This is a genomic window from Actinoplanes derwentensis, from assembly GCF_900104725.1.
GTDB lineage: Bacteria > Actinomycetota > Actinomycetes > Mycobacteriales > Micromonosporaceae > Actinoplanes > Actinoplanes derwentensis.
On record NZ_LT629758.1, the window covers coordinates 6,956,883 to 6,979,243 of the forward strand.

Genomic DNA, 22,361 nt, shown 5'->3' on the forward strand with positions numbered 1-22,361 from the left:
TCAACAGGCCTTTCGCCGGGCCCCTCATCAGGCCAGCAGTGCCTCTAGGCGGCGGTTGACCGCGGCCAAGGTGGCGCGGACCATGGCGTGCCGGTCGTCGCCGGTCACCACAGCCGATCCGGCCAGCTGCTCGACCCAGCCGCCGCCGCACGAGAGCAGCAACACGACCACGGCGACCTGCATCTGCCCGAACGACACCGCGGCGGCGTGCTCGACGAAACAGCGCGCCGGACCGTCCGGATGACCGGAGGTGGAGAGCAACTCGTCGACCGCACCCGCGGTGGCCGTCGCGCAGAGGCGAAGCAGGTAGCCGTCGACCGCCGGGCCGGTGGCCACACCCGAGGCGGTCCGCCCGCCGGCGCGCAGCCGCACCTCGACGGTGGCGTCCGCACCGAACGTGTTGACGTGCACGTTCTCGATGATCACCCGAGGGCCGGGGTTGTCACCCGGGTCCAGCGGGCGCGGTTTGGAGGCGTCCGCCGGGACCAGTGCGGCCGGTGTGCTGATCGCCGGGCTGACCGGAGTGGCCGCCGGCACCGGAGCCGGAGCCATCAGGGCCGTCGGAATAGTCGGAATCGGCGAGGCCGTCGGCATCGGCGGGGCCGGTGCCGCGGAGACCGGTGCCATCGGCATCGGGGCCGCCGGGCTCGACACCGGCGCGGCCGGACTGGAGATCGGGCGGACCGGACTGGAGACCGGCCGGGCCGGGCTGGACACCGGCGCCACCGGGAACGAGGCCCGGGCCTGCCGGGTGGGCTGGCTGGGCAGCAACGGCGTCCGCGGTGACGAGACCGGGGCGCCGGCCGGCCGGAGCGCGGCGGGCGGGTCGCCCGGCATGGCCGCGTCGAGACCCATCCGGTCCTGCAGGAGGCGGGCCACCTGGCGGCTCACCTCGGCCGGGTCGGCGCCGTCGGACAGGTCGAGCCGGAGACTGTGCGCGCCGGCCGGGGTGGCCCGCAGCGACGCGTCCCGGACCCCGTCGACCTCACGGACCGCGGCCAGGATGTCCTGGACGTCGAAACCTTCTTGACGCTCCTGGGCGGGCACGACGTCACCGCGACGCAGGTGCGTCGCTATCCGCGCCAATGCCGGTGCTTCGGCCGACGGCTCCACAGCGGGCGGCTCCGGAACTCTCGGGACGTCCGGCTGGGCCGGAACGCGCTGGGGCAGGACCCCGCGCGGCTCGCCGTCGGCGTCGGTCTCGACGTCGCCGGCACCCGGCAGACCCGGCGAGGGGAATGTCGGCTTGCGCGGGTAGCTCGGCGAATCGTACGCCGAACCGTCACCTGTCGGCCCGTCGAAATGCGGCAGGCCCTGAGCCAGAGTGTCGGTGACCAGGGCGTGCCGGGACCGGATCGGCTCGGACGAGACCGGCGCGGCCGGCGTCTGCTCGGCGGCGGGCTGCTCGGGAAGCCAGTCGGGCCGGGGCATCGGCACCGAGCCACGCTGCTGGGGGTACGAGTCGTCCAGATCACCCTCGTACGGGTACGGCGGGGCGCTGCTCGGGGTCGGCGGCAGCGGCGGCACACCCGGCGGACGGCGGTGGCCGAGAATGTCGGCGAGCCTGTTCCGTTCGGAAGGCCACCCGTCAGAGGACCCGGACGGGGGAACCTCGGAACTCGGTGCCGAACCCGGCGTCGACTCGGGAACCCCGGACGCCGGCGCTGTCCCGAACGGCCGCTCGGCCGGGAACTGCTGCCGGCCGAAGGTGCGCCCGTCCGCTGGCCGCCGCCATGGAGGCGTGTCCACTCCCTGCTCCAACCCCGCTCCCGTGTTGGGCCACGAGCTGTCGTTATTCGCCCAGCCGTTCACCCGTGTGCGGTCTTGCGAGTCGGCTCCGTTGCCACCCGTTGAGGCTCCGGTGTCCCCGGAATGCCCTGATTCATCCACCGCGTGCTCCTCGCTCGCCCCCGCTGAGGCTACCGTGTCGTTGCAGTGGCGATAAGTTGCAGCGTCGCGACAATTGCCCGCACGACCGCGACATGCGCCGAACCGGGCAATCCGAGACGACAAACCGCGGGGACACGAGACCCCCTGGAGGTTCACAGAAATGACCGCTGCGTCCGGCGGGCCACAGACCGCACGACCTACCCGCCTGCCCCGCTCGGCGCGCCGTAAGCAGTTGCTGGCCGCCGCGCAGCAAGTCTTCGTCGCCCACGGCTACCACGCCGCGGCGATGGACGACATCGCGGAACGTGCAGGTGTCTCGAAGCCTGTTCTCTACCAGCACTTCCCCGGCAAACTCGAGCTCTACCTGGCCCTGTTGGACACGCACTGCGACGCGATAATCGCCAAGGTGCGCGGGGCGATGCTGGCATCGCCGGACAACAAGGACCGGGTGAAGGGCGCCGTCCGGGCGTACTTCGACTTCATGGACCACGAGAGCGAGGCCTTCCGGCTCGTCTTCGAGTCGGACCTGCGCAACGACCCCCAGGTGCGCCAGCGGGTCGAGCGGGTCGAGCAGGGCTGCATCGCCGCGGTGACCGACACCATCATCTCGGACACCGGGCTCCGGGCCGATCAAGCCGAACTGCTCGCCTCGGGCCTCGCCGGGGCCGCCGGGCAGGCCGCGCAGTTCTGGCTGGCGAACGGTCGGCGTACGCCGAAAGCTGAAGCCGAAGCGCTTGTAGCTGCACTGATCTGGCGTGGGATCGCCAGCTTCCCGCTCCAGGGCGGTTCAACCGCCGGAATGGCCCCGGAAATCGGATAGCCTTTCGATCGGGTAACAGATCTTTTTTGGGAGGGACTCCGTGGAGGTCAAGATCGGCGTGCAACAGTCGCCGCGCGAGCTTGTGCTGGAGAGCGCTCAGACCCCGGCGGAGGTCGAGCAGGCCGTGACGGATGCTCTGGCCAAGGACGGCGTCCTGACACTCACTGACGAGAAGGGCCGCAAGGTGATCATCCCGATCGCCAAGGTGGCTTACGTGGAGATCGCGGAGGCGACGCACCGCCCCTTCGGCTTCACCACTCGCTGAACTACTGCGACGGGAGGGATGCCCTGGCACAGGGCGCCCTCCCGTAACTCTCTCTCGGGTGCGTCTGCTATCAGGTCGGGTAGAGTGGCCTGTGTCGTCGTCGATCTGTCAAGTCGACGGCCCGCGTGTGGCCCGCTTTCGAGCGTGCGGCCCGCGCCTATACGAGATCGCGCCCACGACATCCGACGGGCGCACCACGAGAGGGCACCCGTAAAACTTCATGACCGACAATGAGCAAGCTCTAGTTCCCGTAACCAGCCGCGCCCCGGTCCGCGCTGACAGCCCCACCTTTGCTGAGCTGGGCGTTCGGGCCGAGACCGTCGAGGCGCTGGCCACGGCCGGCATCACCCACGCGTTCGCCATCCAGGAGTACGCGCTGCCGATCGCCCTGCGCGGCACCGACCTGATCGGCCAGGCGCCCACCGGCACCGGCAAGACCCTCGGTTTCGGCCTCCCCCTGCTGGAGCGCGTCACCGCCCCGTCCGAGGGCGCCGACGGCCAGGCGCAGGCCCTGATCGTCGTCCCCACCCGTGAGCTCGGTCTCCAGGTGGCCCGTGACCTGGCCGCCGCGGGCAGCACCCGCGGTGTCCGAGTGCTGCCGATCTACGGCGGGGTGGCGTACGAGCCGCAGGTCGAGGTCTTGAAAAAGGGTGTCGAGATCCTGGTCGGCACCCCCGGCCGTCTGCTCGACCTGGCCAAGCAGAAGCACCTGAAGCTGAACTCGGTCAAGGCGCTGGTGCTCGACGAGGCCGACCGGATGCTCGACCTGGGCTTCCTGGAGGACGTCGAGAAGATCCTGGCGATGCTTCCCGCGAAGCGCCAGACGATGCTCTTCTCGGCCACCATGCCGGACCCGATCGTGGCCCTGTCCCGCCGGTTCCTGCACAACCCGGTCACGATCCACGCCGGGCACACCACCGAGAGCGCCGCGTCGCCGCTGACCAAGCAGGTCGTCTACCGCACCCACCCGCTGAACAAGGTGGAGATGGTGGCCCGCATCCTGCAGGCCAAGGACCGCAGCCTCACGATGATCTTCACCCGCACCAAGCGGGCCGCCGACCGGGTCGCCGAGGACCTCGACTTCCGTGGTTTCGCGGTTGCCGCAGTGCACGGTGACCTGGGCCAGGGCGCGCGTGAGAGGGCACTGCGGGCGTTCCGCAGCGGCAAGATCGACGTGCTGGTGGCGACCGACGTGGCGGCCCGTGGCCTGGACGTGTCCGGCGTCACCCACGTGATCAACTACGACTGCCCGGAAGACCCGGAAACCTACACGCACCGCATCGGCCGCACCGGCCGGGCCGGTGCGACAGGTGTCGCGGTGACCTTCGTCGACTGGGAGGACATGCCGCGCTGGGTGCTGATCGACAAGTCGCTCAGTCTCAGCATGCCGGAGCCGCCGGAGACCTACCACACGAGTCCGGCGCTCTACTCCGACCTGGACATCCCCAGCGGCATCTCGGGCACCCTGCCGACCGCCTCGCGCAGCCGGGCCGGTCTGTCCGCGGAGATCGAGGAAGACCTCGGCGGTGTGGGGCGTCGCGGTGGTAGCCGTAGCCCTCGCGGTCGTGGCGACAGCAGCCGCTCACGTGGGCGCAGCTCCGGGCCGTCGTCGCCGTCCACCTCGGGTTCCGCTGCGGATTCCGGTTCGGGCTCGGGATACGGGCCGGGCTCGGCATCCGGATCGGGTTCGGGTTCGGGTTCGGCATCGGCTGAGGTGACCGAGCGGCCCAAGCGGCAGCGTCGCCGTCGCCGGATCGACGAGGAAGCATCCGCCGGGTCCGTTGTGGCTCCCGCGGACGGCCCGGTCGTCACCGAGGCTCCGGTCGCCGTTGCTCCGGCCGCTTCAGTTTCGACCGACGCTGCGCCGGCCGACTCCGGTTCGGCCGCTTCCGCTCCGGCAGCCTCTGCACCGGCGGTCTCCGCTCCGGCGGTCTCCGCTCCGGCTTCGGAGGGTTCGGTTGTCGAGGAGGCCGCGCCTCGTGCCCGGACTCGGCGGCGCCGCGCTCCCGCGACTTCGCTGACCTTCTCCGAAGTCGCCGCCACCGAAGCCGCTGCTCCGTCCGCCGCCACCGTTTCGGCTGAGGTTCCGGCCGCCACCACCGGTGCGGCTGCTACCGCCGTTTCGGCTGAGGCTCCGGTCGCTGCCGCCGCTTCGGATGACGCTGTTGCTGCTCCGGCTGCTGCTGCTCCGGCTGTTGCTGAGGAGCCCGCCGCACCTCGTCGGCGTCGTCGTCGCGCCGCCACCGCACCGGCTGAGGACACCACCGCCGACGCCTGATCGTCCGTAAGCCGCATGGGCCCCTCTTGGCCCATGCGGCCGCATGGGCTGATGGGACCGTCTCCCACCGCGGGCAGAATGGGACCCATGCCAGAACCGCTCGAATCAGTACTCGCCGAGGTGCGTGAGCTTCTGCTCGCACCCGGCCTCACCCGGGCTGTCGCGGCCGGCCGCCGCCGCGGGCATACACCCTCGGTGACTCGCGCCCAGGTGCGCCCGGTCACCTTGAAGCAGGGGCGGAAGCTACAGATCGTCACCGACGACGGTGCCCGGCCGTTCACCCGGAACGTCGAGGGCACCGAAGCCGCCGAGGCGGTCGACGCTCTGCTGGCCGAGCCGTTCGGCAACTGGCATGTGGAGACCGACTCGGCCACCGTGCAGGTACGGGTGACCAAGAAGGGCGACGCTCAGGTGCACCGGGGCGCGGCTGTCGCCGGGCAGCCCGTGCCCGAGACTCACGACCGGGCCAAGCAGTGGCTGCTCGACCCGGGTGACCCGCTCTTCACCGTGATCGGCGGCACGGCCGCCAAACGCCGCCAGATCGACGCCTTCCTCCGGGCGCTCGCCGCCACGCTGCCCGACGATCTTCCGACTCCGCTGCGTGTCGTCGACCTGGGCTGCGGAAACGCGTACCTCACCTTCGCCGCCTATCGATACCTGGCCGGGCGGGGCGTTCAGGTCCAGGTCGTCGGGGTCGACGTCCGCGAGGATCAGCGGGTACGCAACAGCGCGGTCGCTGCCGAACTGGGCTGCGCCGCCGAGGTCACGTTCGTAGCCGGAACCATCGAGGAAGCCGAACTGCCGATCGAGCCCGACCTGGTGCTCGCGCTGCACGCCTGTGACACCGCCACCGATCAGGCGCTGGCTCGCGCGGTGGGCTGGCGGGCCCGGTGGGTGCTGGCCGCTCCGTGCTGCCATCACGACATCGCGGCGCAGCTCAAAGGCAGTTCGACCCCTTCGCCGTACGGGGAGGTAACCCGTCACGCGATCCTGCGCGAACGATTCGCCGACGTGCTGACCGATTCGCTTCGGGCCGCCCTGCTGCGACTGCACGGCTACCGGGTGGACGTCGTCGAGTTCATCGACTCGGCACACACGCCACGCAACCTGATGCTGCGGGCCCGGCGGACCGAGGCCACACCCACGGCCGAGCAGGAAGCCGAATATGCCTCGCTGACCGGCCAGTGGGGCGTCGAACCGGCGCTGGCGAAACTACTCTGAGTCTTCCAACTGGGGTTGCGCTCAGCTGACTACGACAGTCCAGGCCGCCGTGGAGACCTTCCCGGCGACCTGGAAGTCGAGGAACATCCGGTAGGTGCCCGGACTCGGAGCGGCCAGCCAGAACTTGACCTTGCCGTCGACCAGCTGAGTCTCCGGGTGCACGTGGACATAGCCGAGATCGTTCTGGCGCAGCATGACCAGGTGACCGAACGCACCCAGATAGGGCTCCAGCACGGCGGGTTTCCCGGAGCCGTCGGTCACCGTCATCAGCAGTGGCTGGGTGGACTCGGTGGCGGGCGTTCCTTCGTACCCCACCTGGAAGTCGCCGGTGGTAGCGGCCCGGACCGGATCGGGAAGGGTGACCGGCGCGTAGTCTCCCGCGACCGTCAGGTCGCTGCCCAGGCTGCTGACCGTCTCGACACCACCGACCTGAGCAGTGAAATCAGCGATCATCCGGTAGAGGCCCGGCTCACCCAGGGTGAGATCGACACTCCACGTACCGTCGGGCGCCATCACCGGATGTAGATGCTGAAAGCCGGTGAGGTCACGCCGAATAACGATCAAATGCAACAGCTTGTCGTGTACGACGGCAAACGTGGTGACCGGCGCACCACCCGGCCCGTTGATCGTGAATTCAAGCCGCCGCGCTTTCCCCGCGTCGAAGACCGTGGTCAGCGGAGTGAGGGTGAGACCGCCGCCGCTGAGGGAGAGGCCGCCGACGGGGGCGCCGCCGGTCGTACCGATCGGGGCGGTGGTCCCATGAACATGGGGCTGACTCTCGTCAAAAGCGGACGCGCTCGGGGTGGCCTGCGGCCTGGTCGCGCCTGCCTCGCCTGTGGTGCCGCCGTTGAGCCGGCCGAGCCCGTATCCCGCGAAGAGGACGACGATCAACAGGGCGCCGATCGCGGCGAATCGAAAGCCGTCACCTGCCGGTTTCCCGGCGCTCTCCGGCCGGGCGAGGCCGAACCGTGGTTCCTCGTCGTCAGGCATCGATGATGAGAATCCTTCCGCCCGGTTGCGTCCACTCGTCAGCGTAACTGTCATCCCCGGCGGTAGCGTGCGGGGCGTGGGCGGCTTCGAAATACATCTGACGGTTTCAGCCGAAGCGGACGACGAGAAGCTTCGGTCCTGGGCCGCCGGGAGCGGGTGGAAGTACACCCGTATCCTGCTCGACCAGGGCCTCACCGCCGACCAGCCGATGCTCAGCCTACTGACCGGCGGCACCGCTGCCGAAGCCGAGCAGGTCGCCCGCCATACCGCGGCTGAACTGTGGAAATCCGGCTTCACCGTCACCCGGCTCAAAGTGGAGGCCGCCGCGTCCAGCCGGGAGACGCCCGCCACGGGCCACCTCTACTTCGAGCATCACGTGAAGCTGCTGCTGCCGGCCGGCAGCGACCTCGAGCAGGTACGCGCGGTCGTCGGCCGGCACGACGCCCGCCTGTCCCGCAACGCGCGACGGGTCCGCGACGACGGCGTGCAGGAGCGGTTTGTGACCCAGTGCTGCCATCACGTCGGCCGGGCCGAGGCGGACCCGGTTCTCCTGAAGGCATCGTGTTCGACCCCGAGGAGATGAACGTCACGTCGGACATCGACTACGCCGACTACGACCTCGACGGTGAGACCGGCCGTGTCCGGGTCAGCGTCCCGTGGCGTGCCCCGGACTTCGAGCCCGGCACCGTGCAGATCGACGTGTCCTTCGGCGAACGCCTCCCCGAGCCTCCGGTGTGCACGGCTGTCCCCCGCTCCGGCGGCCGGCCGCCCCTGGGCTTGTGGACACCGAGCCGTGAGTTGTCGCTGGCGTGGAAACTGTACTGGCTCGCCACCGACCAGAGGGTAAGCCGGGTATCAGCGATGAAGGACGACTACGACGCCGTCCTGCTGGCCGAATCCCCCGGCATGCACCTGCGTCCGGTGTTGCAGAGGGTCGCCCTGGGCACCGAGCCCGCGCCCTCACCCATCCGCTCCCCCAGCAATGCCATCAGCCACACCGTCGGCGACCAGCGGGCCGACGGTGTGGTTGGAGCCGCCGTCAGAACCAACCCTGGAGTCCCTGCTGTCACCCGCCACGATCCGCACCTGGACGGTGAGCGGCACCCCTCCAGACGGCGGCGCGCCCCCACCTCCTGACTGACGCGCCTGGCAACCGCAACAACCCGACTGCTCTGACACCGGCAGCCCTCCCGTGCCCCGCTCCCCTACCCATCGCCGACCTGGATCGGCCCCGCTTTCCCTGCTCACCGCCTGTCCCGCACCGGCCCTGTCTTACCTGTTCGCAAGGCCTGCCCATCAGAGGGTGACGTCCCGGATGCCGTGACACGGCGGCCTACCGACACGGGACGATCAACCTCTGTGACACCATGCGACCGGCCGGGTACTCAGCCAGGACGAAGGAGCACTCCGTGGAAGATCTGGAACGCGACGGATACGTCCTGTCCGCAGACCCGAAACGCGTCGACTTCACCCGCGTCCACCGCTGGCTGGCCGAGGAGTCCTACTGGGCAGCCGGCCGCCCGTACGACCTGGTAGCCCGCTCCATCAACGGCTCCCTCCCTTACTCGGTCTTCAAAGCCACCCCAACCACACCCGCTACCGCCCACACCCCAGCGTCAGACGCGGGCACCGCCTCGGACCCGGCCACCGTCCCGGACCCCGGCACCGTCCCTGGTCAGGGCGCCGTCGCCGGTCCGGGTGAGCAGGTCGCGTTCGCTCGGGCCGTCACCGATGGCGCCACCTTCGCCTGGATCTGCGACGTCTTCGTCGACAAGGATCACCGCGGCCACGGCCTCGGCCAATGGGTGATCGACACCATCCTGGCCGACCTCTCCGAACGCGGCATCCAGCGTTTCCTCCTGGCCACCCGGGACGCCCACGACGTCTACCGCCGCTCCGGTTTCACCGAACTGGCCGGGGCCCACCGCTTCATGGAGATCGACCGCCGCCCCACCCGAAACGCCATCCTCGGCAAGTCCTGACAGCCACCACCGGGCACTCCACGCCTTGAGGTTGGTCAGCCGGCCACCGCAAGTGCCAGGGGCAGGACTCCGGGGGCGCCTGCTCGTCGGAGGGCACGGCCGGCCAGTGTCATCGTCCAACCGGAGTCGACCAGGTCGTCGACCAGTAACACCGGGCCGGACAGGTCCGGCAGCTCGGCGGCCATCGCCGGTGGCACCTCGAAAGCGTCGTGCAAGGCCCGGACCCGCTGGGCGCTGTTGCCTCGGTGACTGCCGCCATCGAGCGTGGGTGAGGCTTGGACCACGCCGAGCATCGGCAGCCTGCCGACCGCGGCGATGCGCTCGGTGAGGCTGTGGATAAGTTGTGGATGACGCTGTGAATAGACGGCTGCGACGGCTGCGGGACGCTGCTTCCAAGCGTCATCTCCCCTGGCCCAGGCCTTGAGCACCTCGACAACAGCATCGGCCAGCTCTGGTGGGATCGGACCGTCCACGGACTCCGGTGAGACCGCGGCGCGCAGCCGGTTGCCCCAGCCGAGATCGGACAGACGGCCGACGGCCCGGCCCGGTTCGATCTGCTCGGCGGGCGCGATCCGGCCTTTGAGTGAGACACCGACCGCGGCCAGCCCGGTGGGCCACATCTTCTTCGGTGCGATTTCGAGACCGGGACGGCCGAGGAACGCTTCGGCGGCCGCGAACGAACCGGCGGACACCTCACTGTCGAACAGCGGTTCCGCGCAGTTGTCGCAGCGGCCACACGGGACCGCTTCCGGGTCGTCCAGGCAACGACGGAGGAACTCCATCCGGCAGGCGGTGGTCACCGCGTACTCAAGCATGGTCTTCTGCTCTGTCTCGCGTGCCTCGGCGACGCGCCGCAACCGTGCCTCGTCGTAGGTCCACGGTTCACCGGTGGCGAGCCAGCCGCCACGGGTGCGGCGCACCGCCCCGTCCACGTCGAGGACCTTGAGCATCAGCTCCAGCCGGGTGCGTCGGAGATCGACGAGTGGCTCCAGCGCCTGGGTCGACATCGGCTGGACCGGCGAGAGCCGGCTCAGCACCGCGTGCACCTGATCTTCCGGCGGGAAGGCCAGCGATGCGAAGTAGCGCCAGATCGCGACGTCCTCGGGGCCGGGCAGCAGCACCACCTCGGCGTGTTCGACCGCGCGGCCGGCGCGGCCGACCTGCTGGTAGTAGGCGATCGGGGAGGGCGGCGCGCCGAGGTGGACGACGAACCCCAGGTCGGGTTTGTCGAAGCCCATGCCGAGAGCCGACGTGGCGACCAGCGCCTTGATCTTGTTGTTGAGCAGGTCCTGCTCGGCGGCCCGGCGCTCGGCGTCCTCGACCTGGCCGGTGTAGGTCGCCACCTCGAATCCACGCGAGCGCAGGAAGTCGGCGGTCTCACCGGCCGCGGCGACGGTCAGGGTGTAGATGATGCCGGAACCGGGCAGCCGCTCCAGGTGGTCGGCGAGCCAGGCCAGACGATGCGCGGGGTCCTCCAGCCGGAGCGCGGCCAGGCGCAGTGAGTCCCGCTCGAGCGAGCCACGCAGGACCAGCGCGTCGCCGAGCTGGTCAGCGACATCGGCGGTGACCCGGGCGTTGGCGGTCGCGGTGGTGGCCAGCACCGGGGTGCGGCTGGGCAGGCCGGCCAGGAACGTCCGCAGCCGCCGATAGTCGGGCCGGAAATCGTGCCCCCAGTCGGAGACACAGTGCGCCTCGTCGACCACGAGCAGGCCGGTGCTGCCTGCGAGCCCGGGCAGCACGTTGTCCCGGAAGTCGGGGTTGTTGAGCCGCTCCGGGCTGATCAGCAGCACGTCGACCTCGCCGGCCCGGATCTCCTGCTCGATCAGGGACCACTCGTCGAGGTTCGCTGAGTTGATCGTGCGGGCCTGGATGCCGGCCCGGGCGGCCGCGTCGACCTGGTTGCGCATCAGGGCGAGCAGCGGCGACACGATGACCGTCGGCCCGGCCTGCCGGTCACCGGCGCGCAGCAGCGCGGTGGCCACGAAGTAGACCGCCGACTTGCCCCATCCGGTGCGCTGCACACACAGCACCCGCCGCCGGTCGACGGTGAGCGCCTCGATCGCCCGCCACTGGTCCTCCCGGAGCACCGCGTGCTCCCCGGCCAGCCGGCGGAGAACCTCCTCGGCCCGCTCTCGCACGACCGCTCGCTCGGCCTCGCTTGCCGCCATCCGCGTCGTATCAGTCACCCGGCATGTCTATCAGCCCGCGGCGGACCTCCTTCGAGTTATCCACAGTCGGGAGTTGTCCACAGGGCGAGGGGCGATTTCGAGCAGCGGTCCGGCGGATCGGCAATGCTCCAAGGCGTCCAAGCGGGTTCGATCGGAAGGGGCACCATGCAGACGTCAGGTGGATGCACGACCCGGTTCGTCCCGGCGCGAAGTGGCGTCAAACCGGCTCAGGCCGGGCCTCGCCCACCACCACGCCGGGCCGGCTCCGGCCGGCCCGGTACCCACGTGGGACGCGTTCGGCGAAGACGGTGATCCGGTGCCGGGCGGGTGGAATTCTCGGTGACATGACCACAACGATCGCCGAGAAACTGCTGATCAAGCCCAACTCGACCGTCTGGCTCAACGAGCCGGCCCGGCTGCCGCTGCTCACTCCGATGCCGGAGGGCGTGCGGGAGTCCGCGTCCCTCGCGACCGCGAGCACGGCGGTGCTGTTCACCGAGGATGCCGCTGGTGTGCGGGATCAGCTCGAACGGCATCGCACCGATCTCGATAAGCCCGGCGCGTTCTGGATCGCCTATCCGAAGGGGAACAAGGCCGACATCAACCGGGATTCGTTATGGCCGATCGTGGCCGACTTCGACATGCGCCCCTGCGGTCAGGTGTCGATCGACGAGCAATGGTCGGGGTTGCGATTCCGGGCCAATCGTCCTGACGAGGGCCGCTTCACCGGCGGTGCGGGATGAGATGGCACCGGCCGTCGCCGCCCTCGACGGGGTGGCGACGGCCGGTCTTGGAGCTTCTCGGCCAACCTGGCCCAGCGGATGCCGGGCCAGGCCGGTCGGTCCGGTCCGGCGCATGCCAGGCCAGGCCGGTCGGTCCGGTCCGGCGCATGCCAGGCCAGGCCGGTCGGTCCGGTCCGGCGCATGCCAGGCCAGGCCGGTCGGTCCGGTCCGGCGCATGCCAGGCCAGGCCGGTCGGTCCGGTCCGGCGCATGCCAGGCCAGGCCGGTCCTGGCCGCGAAACGTCTCTATCGGCCGAGGACGGAGCCGCCGTTGACGTTGATGATCTGTCCGGTGACGAAGCCGCCGCCGGGGCCGACCAGCCAGCGGACCGTCTCGGCGATCTCGCCGGGTGTGCCGGCGCGCTTGACGAGGGTGGCGGCGACGCGGTGTTGGTGTCCTTCCGGGGTCATCCGGCCGTCGAAGAACTCGCTGTCGGTGATGTAACCAGGCGCGATGACGTTGGCCGTGATGCCCTCGGCACCGAGTGAGGTGGCCAGGTCGAGGACGTATCCGTGCAGTGCGGCCTTGGCTGCCGAGTAGGGTCCGCCACCACCACGCTGGGCGGCGATCGAACTGGTCAGGATGATCTTGCCGCCGGGACGGCGGAGCTGCGGAAGGAGGGCGGTCGTCGTGAGAACCGCGGTGAGTACGTTGGAGTCGAGGTTGGCCCGCCAGCGGTCCGCTACCTCGTGGAGGGTGCTCTCGTCCCCGGCGACGTACGCCCCCGCGTTGTTGACCAGCACGTCGAGCGGACGGCCGGCCACCGCCTCGACCACGGCCGGGAGCTGGGCCGGGTCGGTGACGTCGGCGGTCACCGCGGTGGCCTGCGGTCCGATCCATTTCACGGCGTCGTCGAGCACCTCGGCACGGCGTCCGACAATGATCACGTCGAAGCCCTCGCCGGCGAGCATGCCCGCCGTCGACCTGCCGATCCCGGTCCCGCCGCCGGTGACCACTGCGAGTCTCGTCATGCTCTCGACCCTATCGGTGGATCATCCGGGCGATCGTCGGCCGTGGCGTTCCGGGCCGGGGAACGGAACCGGACGCCGAAGTCCGTCAGAGCGCCAGGGAGAAGCCGGTCTTCCTTTTGGGGGCCGGGAGGCCGGGCGGGACCGGTGCCGGGCTCTTCCGGGCCGTCCCAGCACGCCGGGACGGCGGGCGTTTGCGTTTGTTCGCGGTCTCGTTCCCGGCCGGGGGCTGCTCGGCCGTCGCCGCGTTGACGGAGTCGGCGTTGGACGCCACCGGTGGCGGGCTGATGGTGCCGTCCGGAGGGGTGGTGGTGCCGCCCAGGACTTCGGCGCGGCACCGGACGCCGTTCAGTGTGAACGAGAGTGGCAGCGGGTTCCGGCTCCGGTAATCACCGCGCAGGACGACGGCCCGGGACCGTCCGCGACCGTCGAGCACGACCCGGCGGCCGTGCTGGGTCACCGTGTCAGGCGTGGCGGCGAGGCGTTGCGAGCCGGGAAAGGTGAACTCGACCCGCCACTGGGCCGTCTCCGTGGTCTCCACGCTCAGCCGCGCCTCGAAGTCGGTTCCGGAGTCCCGTTTTACCTGGTATCTGACCCGGCAACGGCCACGTTCCGGAGCGGCGACGACAGCGGTGCCCGCTCCGGCACCGGCCGCTGCGGCCTGGGCCGGCTCGGTGTCCGGTGCCTCGCGGCGCGTGGACCAGCTGAGCGCGGTTCCGGCGAGCAGGATCAGGGTGGCCAGGGCGGCGATGGCGGGCTTCCGGTCGCGAGCGCCCATCAGACGGTTCGCCGGGAGTATCCGGCGCCGGTCGCCCATGAAGAGGCCGCCTCCGAGCGGGCGCACGGTCCCGCGGCGCAGCAACAGACCGGCCCGCAGCCGTACGGTGGCGACCGCGACCCTGGGCCGGGTGGCGCAGACGCTCAGGACTCGGCGTACCCCCGCTCCGGCTCGTCGGGCGGCCGGCACCGACGCGACCGCCCGCGCCACCGGCGCCGTGGGTTTCTCGTTCTGCCGCAGTGGCGGGATGATCGGCCGCAGTCCGACGGTCGCGGCCAGGGCCCGGGCCACCTCGGCCGCGCCGGGACGTTCGGCCGGACTCTTCGCGAGGCAGCGCAGGCACAGTTCGGCGACGACGGCGGGCATCCCGTCGAGTTCGGGGATCGGTGCGGGGTCGGCGTACAGGTGGGCGCGCAGGGCTTCGGTGGTGTTCTCGGCATGCCAGGGCATCCGGCCGGTGAGTGCCCGGTAAAGCAGGAGACCGAGGGCGTAGACGTCAGTGGCGGGCGAGACGGAGGAGCCGCCGAGGCGTTCCGGGGCGAGGTAGGCGGGGGTGCCGAGCAGGGTGCCGTCCGGGCCCGCGTCACGTTGCCCGACCACCGCGGAGATGCCGAAGTCGACGATCTTCGCCCCGGAGCCGGTCAGCATGACGTTCGCGGGGGTGACGTCACGGTGCACGAGGCCGCGGGCGTGTGCGGTGGCCAGTGCGGAGGCGACCTCGGCGGTGATCGTGACGGCTTCCCGCCAGTCGAGCGATCCCTGCCGGCCGAGGCGGGCGCCGACGGACTCGCCGTCATTGAGTTCCATCACCACGTAGGGGACGGTCAGCCGCTCGGAGATCGGGGCCTCGCCGAAGTCGTGGATCCCGGTGATGTGCGGGTGGCAGAGCCGGGCCGCGGCCAGGGCCTCCTGGCGGAGCCGGTCCCGGAAAGCCCGGTCCTCGGCCAGTTGGGGAGAGAGCACCTTGACGGCGACGTCACGGCCGAGGACTTCGTCGTAACCACGCCAGACCACCGACATGCCGCCGGTGCCGAGTTTCTCGATCAGGCGGTAGCGGCCGGCCAGACGGAGCGATCCGTCGTGACCGTTTCGCTCCGTACGCCCCATGCGCCGATTCTCGCCCTAGTGACTCGCCCACCGATGCCGCACCCGAAAACCCGCTCGGAATCCGAGGTCGTCTCCTGGCCGGTCGAAGAGTCAGCCGGCCAGGAGCTGGTCCACCGGTGCGTAATCATCGGTGAGGACCGGGGAGTCACCGATGAAGTCGGTCAGCTCGGTGCCGGAGAGCAGGAGGACCGGTTCGTTCAGCCCGGACAGAGCGGGCCGGACGGCGTCCAGCGGGAGCGGCGCCCGCGAGGCCAGGATGACGAAGTTGGAACCCCGGTCACCGGAGAGCGCCGCGGGCGGGACGATCAGGGCGACGTGCGGGAACGCGGCGGCCACGGTGGCCAGCTCGGCGCGGATGAAACGGTTCGGCGGGTAGTCGATCACGTTCTGGGTGTAGATCCCGTCGGGCCGCAGCACCCGGGCGACGTCCTCGGCCATCTCACGGGTGGCCAGGTGCCAGGGGACGGCCAGGTGCCCGAAAGCGTCACCGACGACCAGGTCGTACGAGGTGTCCGGGCGTTCGGCCAGGCCCACCCGGGCATCACCGATCCGGACTCGCATGTCGGGGCCGGTCTTCAGTCCGAGGCTGCGTTCGTCCAGGTCGACCAGGCCGCCGTCGAGTTCGAGGACGAGCTGGTCGCTGCCGGGGCGGGTGGCCCGCAGATAGTTCGGGACGGTGAAACCACCACCGCCGAGATGCAGCGCGTCGATCGGGGTGCCGGCCGGCTTCAGCACGTCGGCGACGGCACCGATCCACTGCACGTACTCGAACTCCAGGTGGGTCGGGTCGTTCAGGTCGACGTACGAGTGCCGGGCCGAGTTGAGCACCAGGGTCCGTCCGCCGTCTCGCCCCGAATCCGTCGTCACGGTCGCGCAGTGATAGGCCGTCTCCACGTCGCACGGTGTCGGTGCGGTGGCGCCCAGCCCGGCTCCGACCAGCCCGACCACGGCCAGCGAAGCCCGGATCCGGGGCGTGCCGGGCAGCTCCGGCCGAGTTCCGTCCCGGCGCAGCCACCAGGCCAGTGCCACTCCGCTGAGCGCCAGCAGCACGGCCAGACTCAGGATGATCGCGCTGCTCGGCATAGCCGCGACGAAGACGAACCCGGTCACCAGTGTGGCCGTGATGGCGCCGAGCGTGCCGATGCTGGACAGCCGGCCCACCACCGAGCCGGCTTTCCGCAGATCGGCGAGCTGAAGTTTCACCACCATCGGCGGAATCGTGGACAGCACCAGCGCGGGCAGGAAGATCGCGAGCGCGGCCAGCATGAGCACGGCCGGGGCGGCACCACCCCGCAGCAGCTCACCGCCCCAGCGGACGAGGGGCAGGGTGACCGCGGTCCCGATGGCGCCGAGGATCAGGGCCGGGGCCAACAGCGTACGAGCGTCGAACTTGTCGGCGAGGCGGCCACCGATCCACGCTCCGTAGGCGATCGCGGCCAGCGCGACTCCGATCACCGAGCTGCTGACCTGAAGGGTCACGCCGACGTAGGGCCCGACGAGGCGCAACGCCACGATCTCCAGGACGAGGACGGCACCACTGGATCCGAACGCCAGAGCGGTCGCCAGGACCGAGGGCAGGGCACGCGGCTGGTTCTCCACCGCCGGGATGCTACCGGCGGCGGAGGGGGCGTCACCTCATCGACAGGCCGCTTTGTACCTGTGCAAAAGCTGGAGGCCGGCGAGTGCTGGGGCAGTACAGGTATTCCAACGGTGTGAATGGGCAGGCTCCGCTGTCGGTGGCCTTCGGCTCCTACCCCGGGGTACCTGCTGAACAGCCGTCTGAGCCGCCAAGCGCGACTGCTGTGAGTGGTGGCGGACGAGCCGAGCACGGGTCGGGAAGGGACCGAGCGCGGGATGCCTGCGTCAGATCGAGTGGGAAGATCTGCCAGCCCGCCTAGTTCACGACGCCGGTCGGGCTGGGCGGATCGGGGGTTCCGCGAACTCGGGAGTGGCGAGCGGACATATACAGGTATGGGGCCGCCGATGGGTGAAGAGGTTCGCGATGTCGAGCTGTTGGCGCGCGCGCAGGCCGGTGAGGGAGAGGCGTTTGGGCTGATCTTCCGCCGGCACGTCGACGCCGTGTACAACCATTGCTTTCGGCGGTTGGGTTCGTGGAGCGGCGCGGAGGACGCCGCTTCGCTGGTCTTTCTGGAGACCTGGCGCCGCCGGCGTGATGCCGTCGACTCGGACGGCTCGCTGCTGCCGTGGCTGCTCGGAGTGGCGAACAACGTAGTGCGGAACCTGAGTCGCACCGCGCGCCGGTACGACGCCGCGCTGTTCAGGCTCCCCCAGCCTGTGTCCGAGCCGGATCACGCCGATCAGGTGGCGGCCCGGCTCGACGACGAACGTCGGATGCGGGAGGTCCTTCGTGACCTGTCCGCCCTGAGCAGGGTCGAGCAGGACGTCGTCGCGTTGGTGCTGATGTCCGGCCTGAGCTATGCCGAGGCTGCAGTCGCCTTGGGCGTGCCGGTGGGCACCGTTCGCTCCCGGCTGGCCCGCGCCCGTGAGCGCCTCAAGGCCACCGCGCTGGGACCAACCGCATCGAGGCCTGCGCTGACATCGCCCCGTCCAGACCGTCGCGAGTCCGAAGGAGTGCCTGATGGTCGATCTGAGTGATCTCCCGTCCGAGCGGCCCATGCCGCATGTCCACATGCTGGTGCGTCAACAGCGCATCGAGCAGTACGCCGCCGGGCCGACGCGACGTCGATGGGCCGTCCGGAACGCGGTCCGCTACGCGATGGTGGTCGCGGGTGCATCTGCCCTGTTGATCGGCGGCACCGCGGCGGCGTACGTCGCGTTCAAACCCGCGACGGTTCCGGTCGCCGACGAAACTCGTTGCTATACCAAGGCATCCCTGGAGGGGGGCAAGGACTTCTTCGGCACCACCGTCAGCCAGGCGTGGTCGGCCGACGGCACCCGAGACGCTGCATCCGCGGTGGAGGCATGCTCCGCGGTATGGCGGCAGGGCTTGCTGCGACTCGGCTCGAAGCAGGTAGGCGGGCCGGACACCGGGACCGACCATCCGATCCCACCACTAGTTGCCTGCACACTGGACAACGGCGTTGCCGCAGTCTTCCCCGGCGACGAGCAGACCTGCGCTCGACTGGGCCTGCCCCGACTGGCCGAATAGACCCAAGGCGCACCCCGCCCCCGAACGGGCGCGTGTTCAGCCGAACCGATTCGCGGCTACCCGGAGTAGCTGCCAGAGCAGCGCGGTCAGTGCCGCGGTCGAGATCATTGCGATGAGCAGTGTGGGCCACGCTCGCCAAAGGCGCTGGACGTGTGCCAGCCAGGCACCGATAGCGAGCGGGAGGATGACTTGGATCAGCTTCGCTGCGAGGAAGCCGGGTGCGACTTCGCCGTCAGCTGCTGCCGCCAGGAAGACCCAGGGTGGCGCCGCAGCGATCTCTTGCCAGCCTTGGCCCGACAATAATCCGCATGCGATCCCCGCGGCCAGCGCCGAGCCCGTCGTCTGAGTGGTTCGAGTCCGGTGGCCGAGCAGGCCCAGCATTGGTCCCGCGATGAGAGATGCCACGAGCCATGCTGCGGTCATGATCGCCAAAGAGCGCAGCCCGTACAGGTCCGCCGACGATCCGTCGGCCAGATACCCACCGCTCCAGCGTCGGCTCACCACAAGGATCAGCAGGTAGTACACGAGCGTGGCGGAGATCAGCAGGACGGTCGCGCCGTGGACGGCGCTGCGGTGATCAGCTGCTCTCCGGCCTGCCAGGAACGCTGCCAGGCCCCAGGCGAGGCCGCTGCTGATCAATGCCGTGAGCACTTGTCCAGCGGGGGCGGCTGGGTCGAAGGCGTCGGCGGCGAACGCAAGCAGGCCGAGCGCGAATGCCGCGGCCAAGATCCGTGGGTTACGGGCAGCAGGACGCCGCACCGTAAGGTTGATCATGATCGTTCTCCTGGACCGGGCCACGCTACCAGCACCGTGCTCCGTCCGTTGCAGGTTTTCATCGACTGCGGTCGGCGGCGTAGGTGGCCCAGTTGCCGTTGGCTTCGTGCGCCCATTTTCGTCGCGGTGCCGGTATGGACTCCGAGTAGGTCAGCGATGACGACGGCGGGGAGTTCAGCCGCGAGTTGGAGCATGGCGGCGTTGCGGTTGCTGCGGGCGTAGATGCCGAGGGCGTTGAGCCGGCGCATGAGGGTGGCGGAGTCTGCGGGGCGGTCGGGGTGTCGGCCGGGGAACAGCCAATGGTCGGTGTAGAGAGTTCGAGCCATGCCGACGGGCCGCCGCTCGGGAAGGCTGGCAGCGAGGCCGGCCAGGGGTGATGGGAGTTGGAGGGCGTCAGTGCCGACGTCGAGCATGGTGGTGCCGCCGACGTGGCGGAGGTGGCCGGTGGTCAGGCGCGCGATGCGGGCCACCGGTTGGGCGTAGAGCAGTACGAGCAGGCCGGCGAAGCGGTCGCTGATGGTGGCGGCGGAATCGTCGTGCAAGAGGGTGCGGGCCAGGTTCCAGCGGTGTTGGTCGTCGGCGAAGTGCAAGGGCTGGCGGGGCTGGTGTTTCGGCAGCTGGATTCCGGTGATGAGCCGGTGGCTGTCGGCCCAGGAGAGAAACGAACGCAGGATGTCACGGCTGGTGAGGAGCGCGTCGATGTCGGGTTGGCACAGGGTGTCGAGTGATCGTCCTTGCTGACGGATGTCGGCCAGAAGCCGTGCAGCGGCGGTGATCTCGTGGCGGGCGCGGTATCCGGCAGCGGGCCAGATCGCGGGGCGGGGCCGGTCGTTGCGGATGCGGTGGATGACGTGCCAGGTGGCGTAGGAACGCAGCAGACGTCGGTCCTTGGGATCCTCGATGGCCTCGATGGTGCGCTTTGCGAATGCTTCGAGTCGGGCGAGGTGTTCGTTGCGTTCGGGCAGGGCGTCGGCGGCGACGAGCATGCGGCGCAGGTGCTCGACGGACTTGCCGGGTGGTTGGCGGTCGAGAGCGTCGTGGGTGAGCGGGAGCTGCCCGGAGGCGAGCTGGGCGAGGAGGGTGGCGCCGCGGCTGCGGCCGAGCCAGCCGAGTCCGGTGGCGGGGTTGTCCACCGACAGGACGGCGGTGCGGATCGGTTGCAGGGCGGGCAGGATGGTGCCGTCGGGTTGGACGAGCAGCGCGTCGAGGCGGTCGGTCAGGTGGCAGCGCCAGCAGATGGCGTGGCGTCCGGTGGTGGTGCCTCGGCAGCGGGTGACGGTGCCGCAACGGGTGCAGGCGGTGATGGCGGCCTGGTGGCAGGTGCCGCACAGGTCCGGTGAGGTGGCGGTGGCCTTCACGCGGACGCGGCGGGTGCGCCCGCAGCCGCCGCAACGTCGGCTCTCACCGCGGTAGCAGCACGGGCCGAGGTTCTCGGTGTGTCCGCCGCGGCCGCCGGCGCGGACGATCGGGTGCACGAGCTTGCCGCGCCGATCGCACGGCAGCTTGGGCTGGGTGGACTTGCGGTAGCAGTTCGTGCAGCGGGCGGTGCCGTCGGCGGCGCGGGCGTTGACCCGCTTGGTCTGGCCGCAGCCGCCGCAGGGCTCCCAGGTCGCCGGATCCTGGTGGAAGCAGTTGCGGCAGCGAGCCCGGCCGTCGGGCATGCGCTGCCGGACCGGCTTGTCCTGCCCGCAGAACGCGCAGACGGCGCGGCTCACCGCGGGTCGTCGCCGACGATCCGGGCCCGTTTCGGTCGGCGGGCAACGGACGCGGTCGGTGCCTCGCCACCCGCTGCTTTGCGGGCACGTCCGCTGCTGGTCTCGACGGTGGGCTCGAACAGGTCGGCGGCGGTGCAGCCGAGGATGTCGCACAGCGCGGCGAGAACGGTGAGATTGAGCCGTTCGGGCGTCTGGGCGACGAGCCGGTAGACCTGTACCGGTGACAGGTCGATGCCCCGCTCGGCCAGGTGCGGGTGGATGTCGGTGGTGTGGAACATGCCGTGGGCGGCCATGACCTCCCGCAGCCGCCACCGGTGGCCGACCCTGCGCGTCATCCGTGGCTTTCCTTCCCGAGCGCTGGGCCGAGAGCTCGGCGCAGCATGGTGTTCTTGAAGTCGGAGCTGACGCCGGTGTAGAGAGCCGTGGTCGACCCCCACGCGTGACCGACCTGCTGTTGGACGAAGAACGGGTCGAACCCGTCCTCGATCAGGTGCGTGACATACGAGTGTCGCAGGCAATGCGGGTGCAGTTCGGGCGGCAGACCCGCGGCGCTGCGGTACTCCGCGAACCTGATGTTGATCGACGCGACCGATATCCGACCGCCGCGTTCGGTGGGCCACAACGCGGTCCGCTTGCCCGGGGCGTAGAAGCCGCGGATGTCCTCGACGTACTCGGTGAGCACGTCAACGGCCCAACCCATGGTGGTGAGCACGTTACGGCGCCTCGGTGGTGAGCCCTTCACGGCCTTGCCATACCGGACGTTGCACATGCCGTACCGGCCGAACTGCGGTGCCGCGGCGTTACGGGTGAAGTCGGTGACGTCCAGCATCGCGACCTCCCGACGCCGTAGCCCCCAGGCGTAGGCGACCTTGAACAGCGTCGCGTCCCGGAACGCCGCCAGCCAACCCTTACGGTTCAGCCGCCGGGCCTGGTCGACCTGCTCGTCGGCGAAGTCGAAAAACTCCTGCAGCTCGCTGCGGGTGAACGGCCGCACCTCGGGCCGGGCCTCGTGGTCGCTGGTGTGCCGAGCGGTGTTCCACTCGTGGAAGACCTGCACCGGATGCGTCCCCAACTCCTGCTCACACCGGTCCGCCCAGCCGTACCGGGCGTCGGTGATGAAGGAGCAGAACAGCGCGACGTCGTTCTGGTAGCCACGAATGGTCGAGTGCGCTCGGCCACCGCGCAACTCGGCGGTCCACTCCTCGACGTCAGCCGGCGTCCACTGCCACGGGTACGAGCCGACGAACCGCGCGAACCGGCCCACCGAGTCCGCACGCTGCTTACGCGTCGAGGCAGCCAACAGCCGACTCGCCTGCTGCCGGTCCCACACGGTCAGCATCGCCGCGAACATGGCCTCGGCTGGATCCAGGTGCCGGACCACCCCACGATCAGCGAGCACCAGGTGCGCCGCACCTGGAATATCAACCGCCCGAACAGCCACCATGACCCCTTCATCAGGAGAATGAATCCTTCTTCTGATGAAGGGCTACTCG

Annotated in this window: 21 protein-coding genes; 10 read left to right on the forward strand and 11 right to left on the reverse strand. The window is 70.2% G+C overall.

What is annotated here, in order from left to right; translation table 11 throughout:
* Positions 1 to 27: 27 nt before the first annotated feature.
* Positions 28 to 1,749: a Daple gene (locus BLU81_RS30610; RefSeq protein ID WP_231953590.1), complete on the reverse strand. Its 1,722-nt coding sequence runs from the start codon at positions 1,747 to 1,749 to the stop codon at positions 28 to 30.
* A 301-nt stretch (positions 1,750 to 2,050) separates the two neighbouring features.
* Here BLU81_RS30610 and BLU81_RS30615 point away from each other — a divergent pair, with 301 nt between their 5' ends.
* The 4 genes from BLU81_RS30615 (at position 2,051) to BLU81_RS30630 (ending at position 6,474) form a co-directional block, all read left to right on the forward strand.
* Positions 2,051 to 2,710 carry a TetR/AcrR family transcriptional regulator gene (locus BLU81_RS30615; protein WP_092548965.1) on the forward strand — a complete coding sequence of 220 codons (660 nt, stop codon included), beginning with the start codon at positions 2,051 to 2,053 and terminating at the stop codon, positions 2,708 to 2,710.
* Between the two features lie 40 nt (positions 2,711 to 2,750).
* On the forward strand, positions 2,751 to 2,975 hold the full coding sequence (locus tag BLU81_RS30620) for a DUF3107 domain-containing protein (RefSeq protein WP_092548968.1): 225 nt from the start codon (positions 2,751 to 2,753) through the stop codon (positions 2,973 to 2,975).
* 220 nt (positions 2,976 to 3,195) lie between these two features.
* On the forward strand, positions 3,196 to 5,253 hold the full coding sequence (locus BLU81_RS30625; RefSeq protein ID WP_092548971.1) for a DEAD/DEAH box helicase: 2,058 nt from the start codon (positions 3,196 to 3,198) through the stop codon (positions 5,251 to 5,253).
* Between the two features lie 87 nt (positions 5,254 to 5,340).
* Positions 5,341 to 6,474, forward strand: coding sequence for a class I SAM-dependent methyltransferase (locus BLU81_RS30630; RefSeq protein ID WP_092548974.1), 1,134 nt, complete (start codon positions 5,341 to 5,343; stop codon positions 6,472 to 6,474).
* A 21-nt stretch (positions 6,475 to 6,495) separates the two neighbouring features.
* Here the strand turns inward: BLU81_RS30630 and BLU81_RS30635 are convergent, their stop codons facing one another.
* Positions 6,496 to 7,464 (reverse strand): hypothetical protein, encoded by a 969-nt coding sequence (locus BLU81_RS30635; RefSeq protein ID WP_231953591.1) that lies wholly within the window; start codon positions 7,462 to 7,464, stop codon positions 6,496 to 6,498.
* Between the two features lie 76 nt (positions 7,465 to 7,540).
* Between BLU81_RS30635 and BLU81_RS30640 the strand changes: the two genes are divergently transcribed.
* The 3 genes from BLU81_RS30640 to BLU81_RS30650 all read left to right on the forward strand — a co-directional run bounded on the left by BLU81_RS30640 (position 7,541) and on the right by BLU81_RS30650 (position 9,446).
* Entirely contained in the window at positions 7,541 to 8,047 is a 507-nt protein-coding gene (locus BLU81_RS30640; protein WP_092548977.1) for a hypothetical protein, read from the forward strand.
* Positions 8,026 to 8,601: a nucleotidyl transferase AbiEii/AbiGii toxin family protein gene (locus BLU81_RS30645; protein ID WP_092548979.1), complete on the forward strand. Its 576-nt coding sequence runs from the start codon at positions 8,026 to 8,028 to the stop codon at positions 8,599 to 8,601. The genes BLU81_RS30640 and BLU81_RS30645 overlap by 22 nt, the downstream gene beginning before the upstream one ends.
* A gap of 272 nt (positions 8,602 to 8,873) precedes the next feature.
* Complete coding sequence (locus BLU81_RS30650) at positions 8,874 to 9,446, forward strand: GNAT family N-acetyltransferase (protein ID WP_231953592.1); 573 nt, start codon at positions 8,874 to 8,876, stop codon at positions 9,444 to 9,446.
* A 35-nt stretch (positions 9,447 to 9,481) separates the two neighbouring features.
* On the opposite strand, the gene BLU81_RS30655 is transcribed toward BLU81_RS30650, so the two are convergent.
* Together BLU81_RS30655 and BLU81_RS51650 are read right to left on the reverse strand one after the other, a co-directional pair.
* On the reverse strand, positions 9,482 to 11,614 hold the full coding sequence (locus BLU81_RS30655) for a RecQ family ATP-dependent DNA helicase (protein ID WP_092548982.1): 2,133 nt from the start codon (positions 11,612 to 11,614) through the stop codon (positions 9,482 to 9,484).
* A 217-nt stretch (positions 11,615 to 11,831) separates the two neighbouring features.
* Complete coding sequence (locus BLU81_RS51650; protein ID WP_269460927.1) at positions 11,832 to 11,960, reverse strand: hypothetical protein; 129 nt, start codon at positions 11,958 to 11,960, stop codon at positions 11,832 to 11,834.
* Between BLU81_RS51650 and BLU81_RS30660 the strand changes: the two genes are divergently transcribed.
* Positions 11,959 to 12,357, forward strand: a complete 399-nt coding sequence (locus BLU81_RS30660) for a hypothetical protein (RefSeq protein ID WP_092548985.1) — start codon at positions 11,959 to 11,961, stop codon at positions 12,355 to 12,357. The genes BLU81_RS51650 and BLU81_RS30660 overlap by 2 nt on opposite strands.
* 284 nt (positions 12,358 to 12,641) lie before the next feature.
* Here the strand turns inward: BLU81_RS30660 and BLU81_RS30665 are convergent, their stop codons facing one another.
* The 3 genes from BLU81_RS30665 to BLU81_RS30675 form a co-directional block, all read right to left on the reverse strand.
* Entirely contained in the window at positions 12,642 to 13,367 is a 726-nt protein-coding gene (locus tag BLU81_RS30665) for an SDR family NAD(P)-dependent oxidoreductase (protein ID WP_092548989.1), read from the reverse strand.
* Positions 13,368 to 13,452: 85 nt separating this feature from the next.
* The gene (locus BLU81_RS30670) at positions 13,453 to 15,249 is read right to left on the reverse strand and encodes a serine/threonine-protein kinase (RefSeq protein WP_092548992.1); all 1,797 of its coding nucleotides are present in this window, start codon (positions 15,247 to 15,249) and stop codon (positions 13,453 to 13,455) included.
* Between the two features lie 90 nt (positions 15,250 to 15,339).
* On the reverse strand, positions 15,340 to 16,848 hold the full coding sequence (locus BLU81_RS30675) for a fused MFS/spermidine synthase (protein WP_092548995.1): 1,509 nt from the start codon (positions 16,846 to 16,848) through the stop codon (positions 15,340 to 15,342).
* 384 nt (positions 16,849 to 17,232) lie between these two features.
* On the opposite strand from BLU81_RS30675, the gene BLU81_RS30680 reads away from it, so the two are divergent.
* Complete coding sequence (locus BLU81_RS30680) at positions 17,233 to 17,865, forward strand: RNA polymerase sigma factor (protein ID WP_197686003.1); 633 nt, start codon at positions 17,233 to 17,235, stop codon at positions 17,863 to 17,865.
* Positions 17,849 to 18,379 carry a hypothetical protein gene (locus BLU81_RS30685; RefSeq protein WP_092549001.1) on the forward strand — a complete coding sequence of 177 codons (531 nt, stop codon included), beginning with the start codon at positions 17,849 to 17,851 and terminating at the stop codon, positions 18,377 to 18,379. The genes BLU81_RS30680 and BLU81_RS30685 overlap by 17 nt, the downstream gene beginning before the upstream one ends.
* A gap of 36 nt (positions 18,380 to 18,415) precedes the next feature.
* Here BLU81_RS30685 and BLU81_RS30690 read toward each other — a convergent pair whose 3' ends face one another.
* Genes BLU81_RS30690 through BLU81_RS30705 form a run of 4 tightly spaced genes read right to left on the reverse strand, consistent with a single transcriptional unit; the run spans position 18,416 to position 22,312 of the window.
* Positions 18,416 to 19,153, reverse strand: coding sequence for a hypothetical protein (locus BLU81_RS30690; RefSeq protein ID WP_092549004.1), 738 nt, complete (start codon positions 19,151 to 19,153; stop codon positions 18,416 to 18,418).
* Positions 19,150 to 20,868 (reverse strand): hypothetical protein, encoded by a 1,719-nt coding sequence (locus tag BLU81_RS30695; RefSeq protein WP_092549007.1) that lies wholly within the window; start codon positions 20,866 to 20,868, stop codon positions 19,150 to 19,152. Before BLU81_RS30695 ends, BLU81_RS30690 begins: the two co-directional genes overlap by 4 nt.
* Complete coding sequence (locus tag BLU81_RS30700; RefSeq protein ID WP_092549009.1) at positions 20,865 to 21,203, reverse strand: helix-turn-helix domain-containing protein; 339 nt, start codon at positions 21,201 to 21,203, stop codon at positions 20,865 to 20,867. Before BLU81_RS30700 ends, BLU81_RS30695 begins: the two co-directional genes overlap by 4 nt.
* A complete protein-coding gene (locus tag BLU81_RS30705; RefSeq protein ID WP_092549012.1) occupies positions 21,200 to 22,312 on the reverse strand; it encodes a tyrosine-type recombinase/integrase in 1,113 nt (370 codons plus the stop codon). Before BLU81_RS30705 ends, BLU81_RS30700 begins: the two co-directional genes overlap by 4 nt.
* Positions 22,313 to 22,361: the final 49 nt, after the last annotated feature.

Bases quoted from the DNA above. Each gene is read 5' to 3' on its own strand.
- BLU81_RS30615 (WP_092548965.1), top strand. From the start codon at position 2,051: ATGACCGCTGCGTCCGGCGGGCCACAGACCGCACGACCTACCCGCCTG.
- BLU81_RS30625 (WP_092548971.1), top strand. From the start codon at position 3,196: ATGACCGACAATGAGCAAGCTCTAGTTCCCGTAACCAGCCGCGCCCCG.
- BLU81_RS30630 (WP_092548974.1), top strand. From the start codon at position 5,341: ATGCCAGAACCGCTCGAATCAGTACTCGCCGAGGTGCGTGAGCTTCTG.
- BLU81_RS30635 (WP_231953591.1), bottom strand. From the start codon at position 7,464: ATGCCTGACGACGAGGAACCACGGTTCGGCCTCGCCCGGCCGGAGAGC.
- BLU81_RS30655 (WP_092548982.1), bottom strand. From the start codon at position 11,614: ATGGCGGCAAGCGAGGCCGAGCGAGCGGTCGTGCGAGAGCGGGCCGAG.
- BLU81_RS30660 (WP_092548985.1), top strand. From the start codon at position 11,959: ATGACCACAACGATCGCCGAGAAACTGCTGATCAAGCCCAACTCGACC.
- BLU81_RS51650 (WP_269460927.1), bottom strand. From the start codon at position 11,960: ATGTCACCGAGAATTCCACCCGCCCGGCACCGGATCACCGTCTTCGCC.
- BLU81_RS30665 (WP_092548989.1), bottom strand. From the start codon at position 13,367: ATGACGAGACTCGCAGTGGTCACCGGCGGCGGGACCGGGATCGGCAGG.
- BLU81_RS30670 (WP_092548992.1), bottom strand. From the start codon at position 15,249: ATGGGGCGTACGGAGCGAAACGGTCACGACGGATCGCTCCGTCTGGCC.
- BLU81_RS30680 (WP_197686003.1), top strand. From the start codon at position 17,233: ATGGGTGAAGAGGTTCGCGATGTCGAGCTGTTGGCGCGCGCGCAGGCC.
- BLU81_RS30685 (WP_092549001.1), top strand. From the start codon at position 17,849: ATGGTCGATCTGAGTGATCTCCCGTCCGAGCGGCCCATGCCGCATGTC.
- BLU81_RS30690 (WP_092549004.1), bottom strand. From the start codon at position 19,153: ATGATCAACCTTACGGTGCGGCGTCCTGCTGCCCGTAACCCACGGATC.
- BLU81_RS30700 (WP_092549009.1), bottom strand. From the start codon at position 21,203: ATGACGCGCAGGGTCGGCCACCGGTGGCGGCTGCGGGAGGTCATGGCC.
- BLU81_RS30705 (WP_092549012.1), bottom strand. From the start codon at position 22,312: ATGGTGGCTGTTCGGGCGGTTGATATTCCAGGTGCGGCGCACCTGGTG.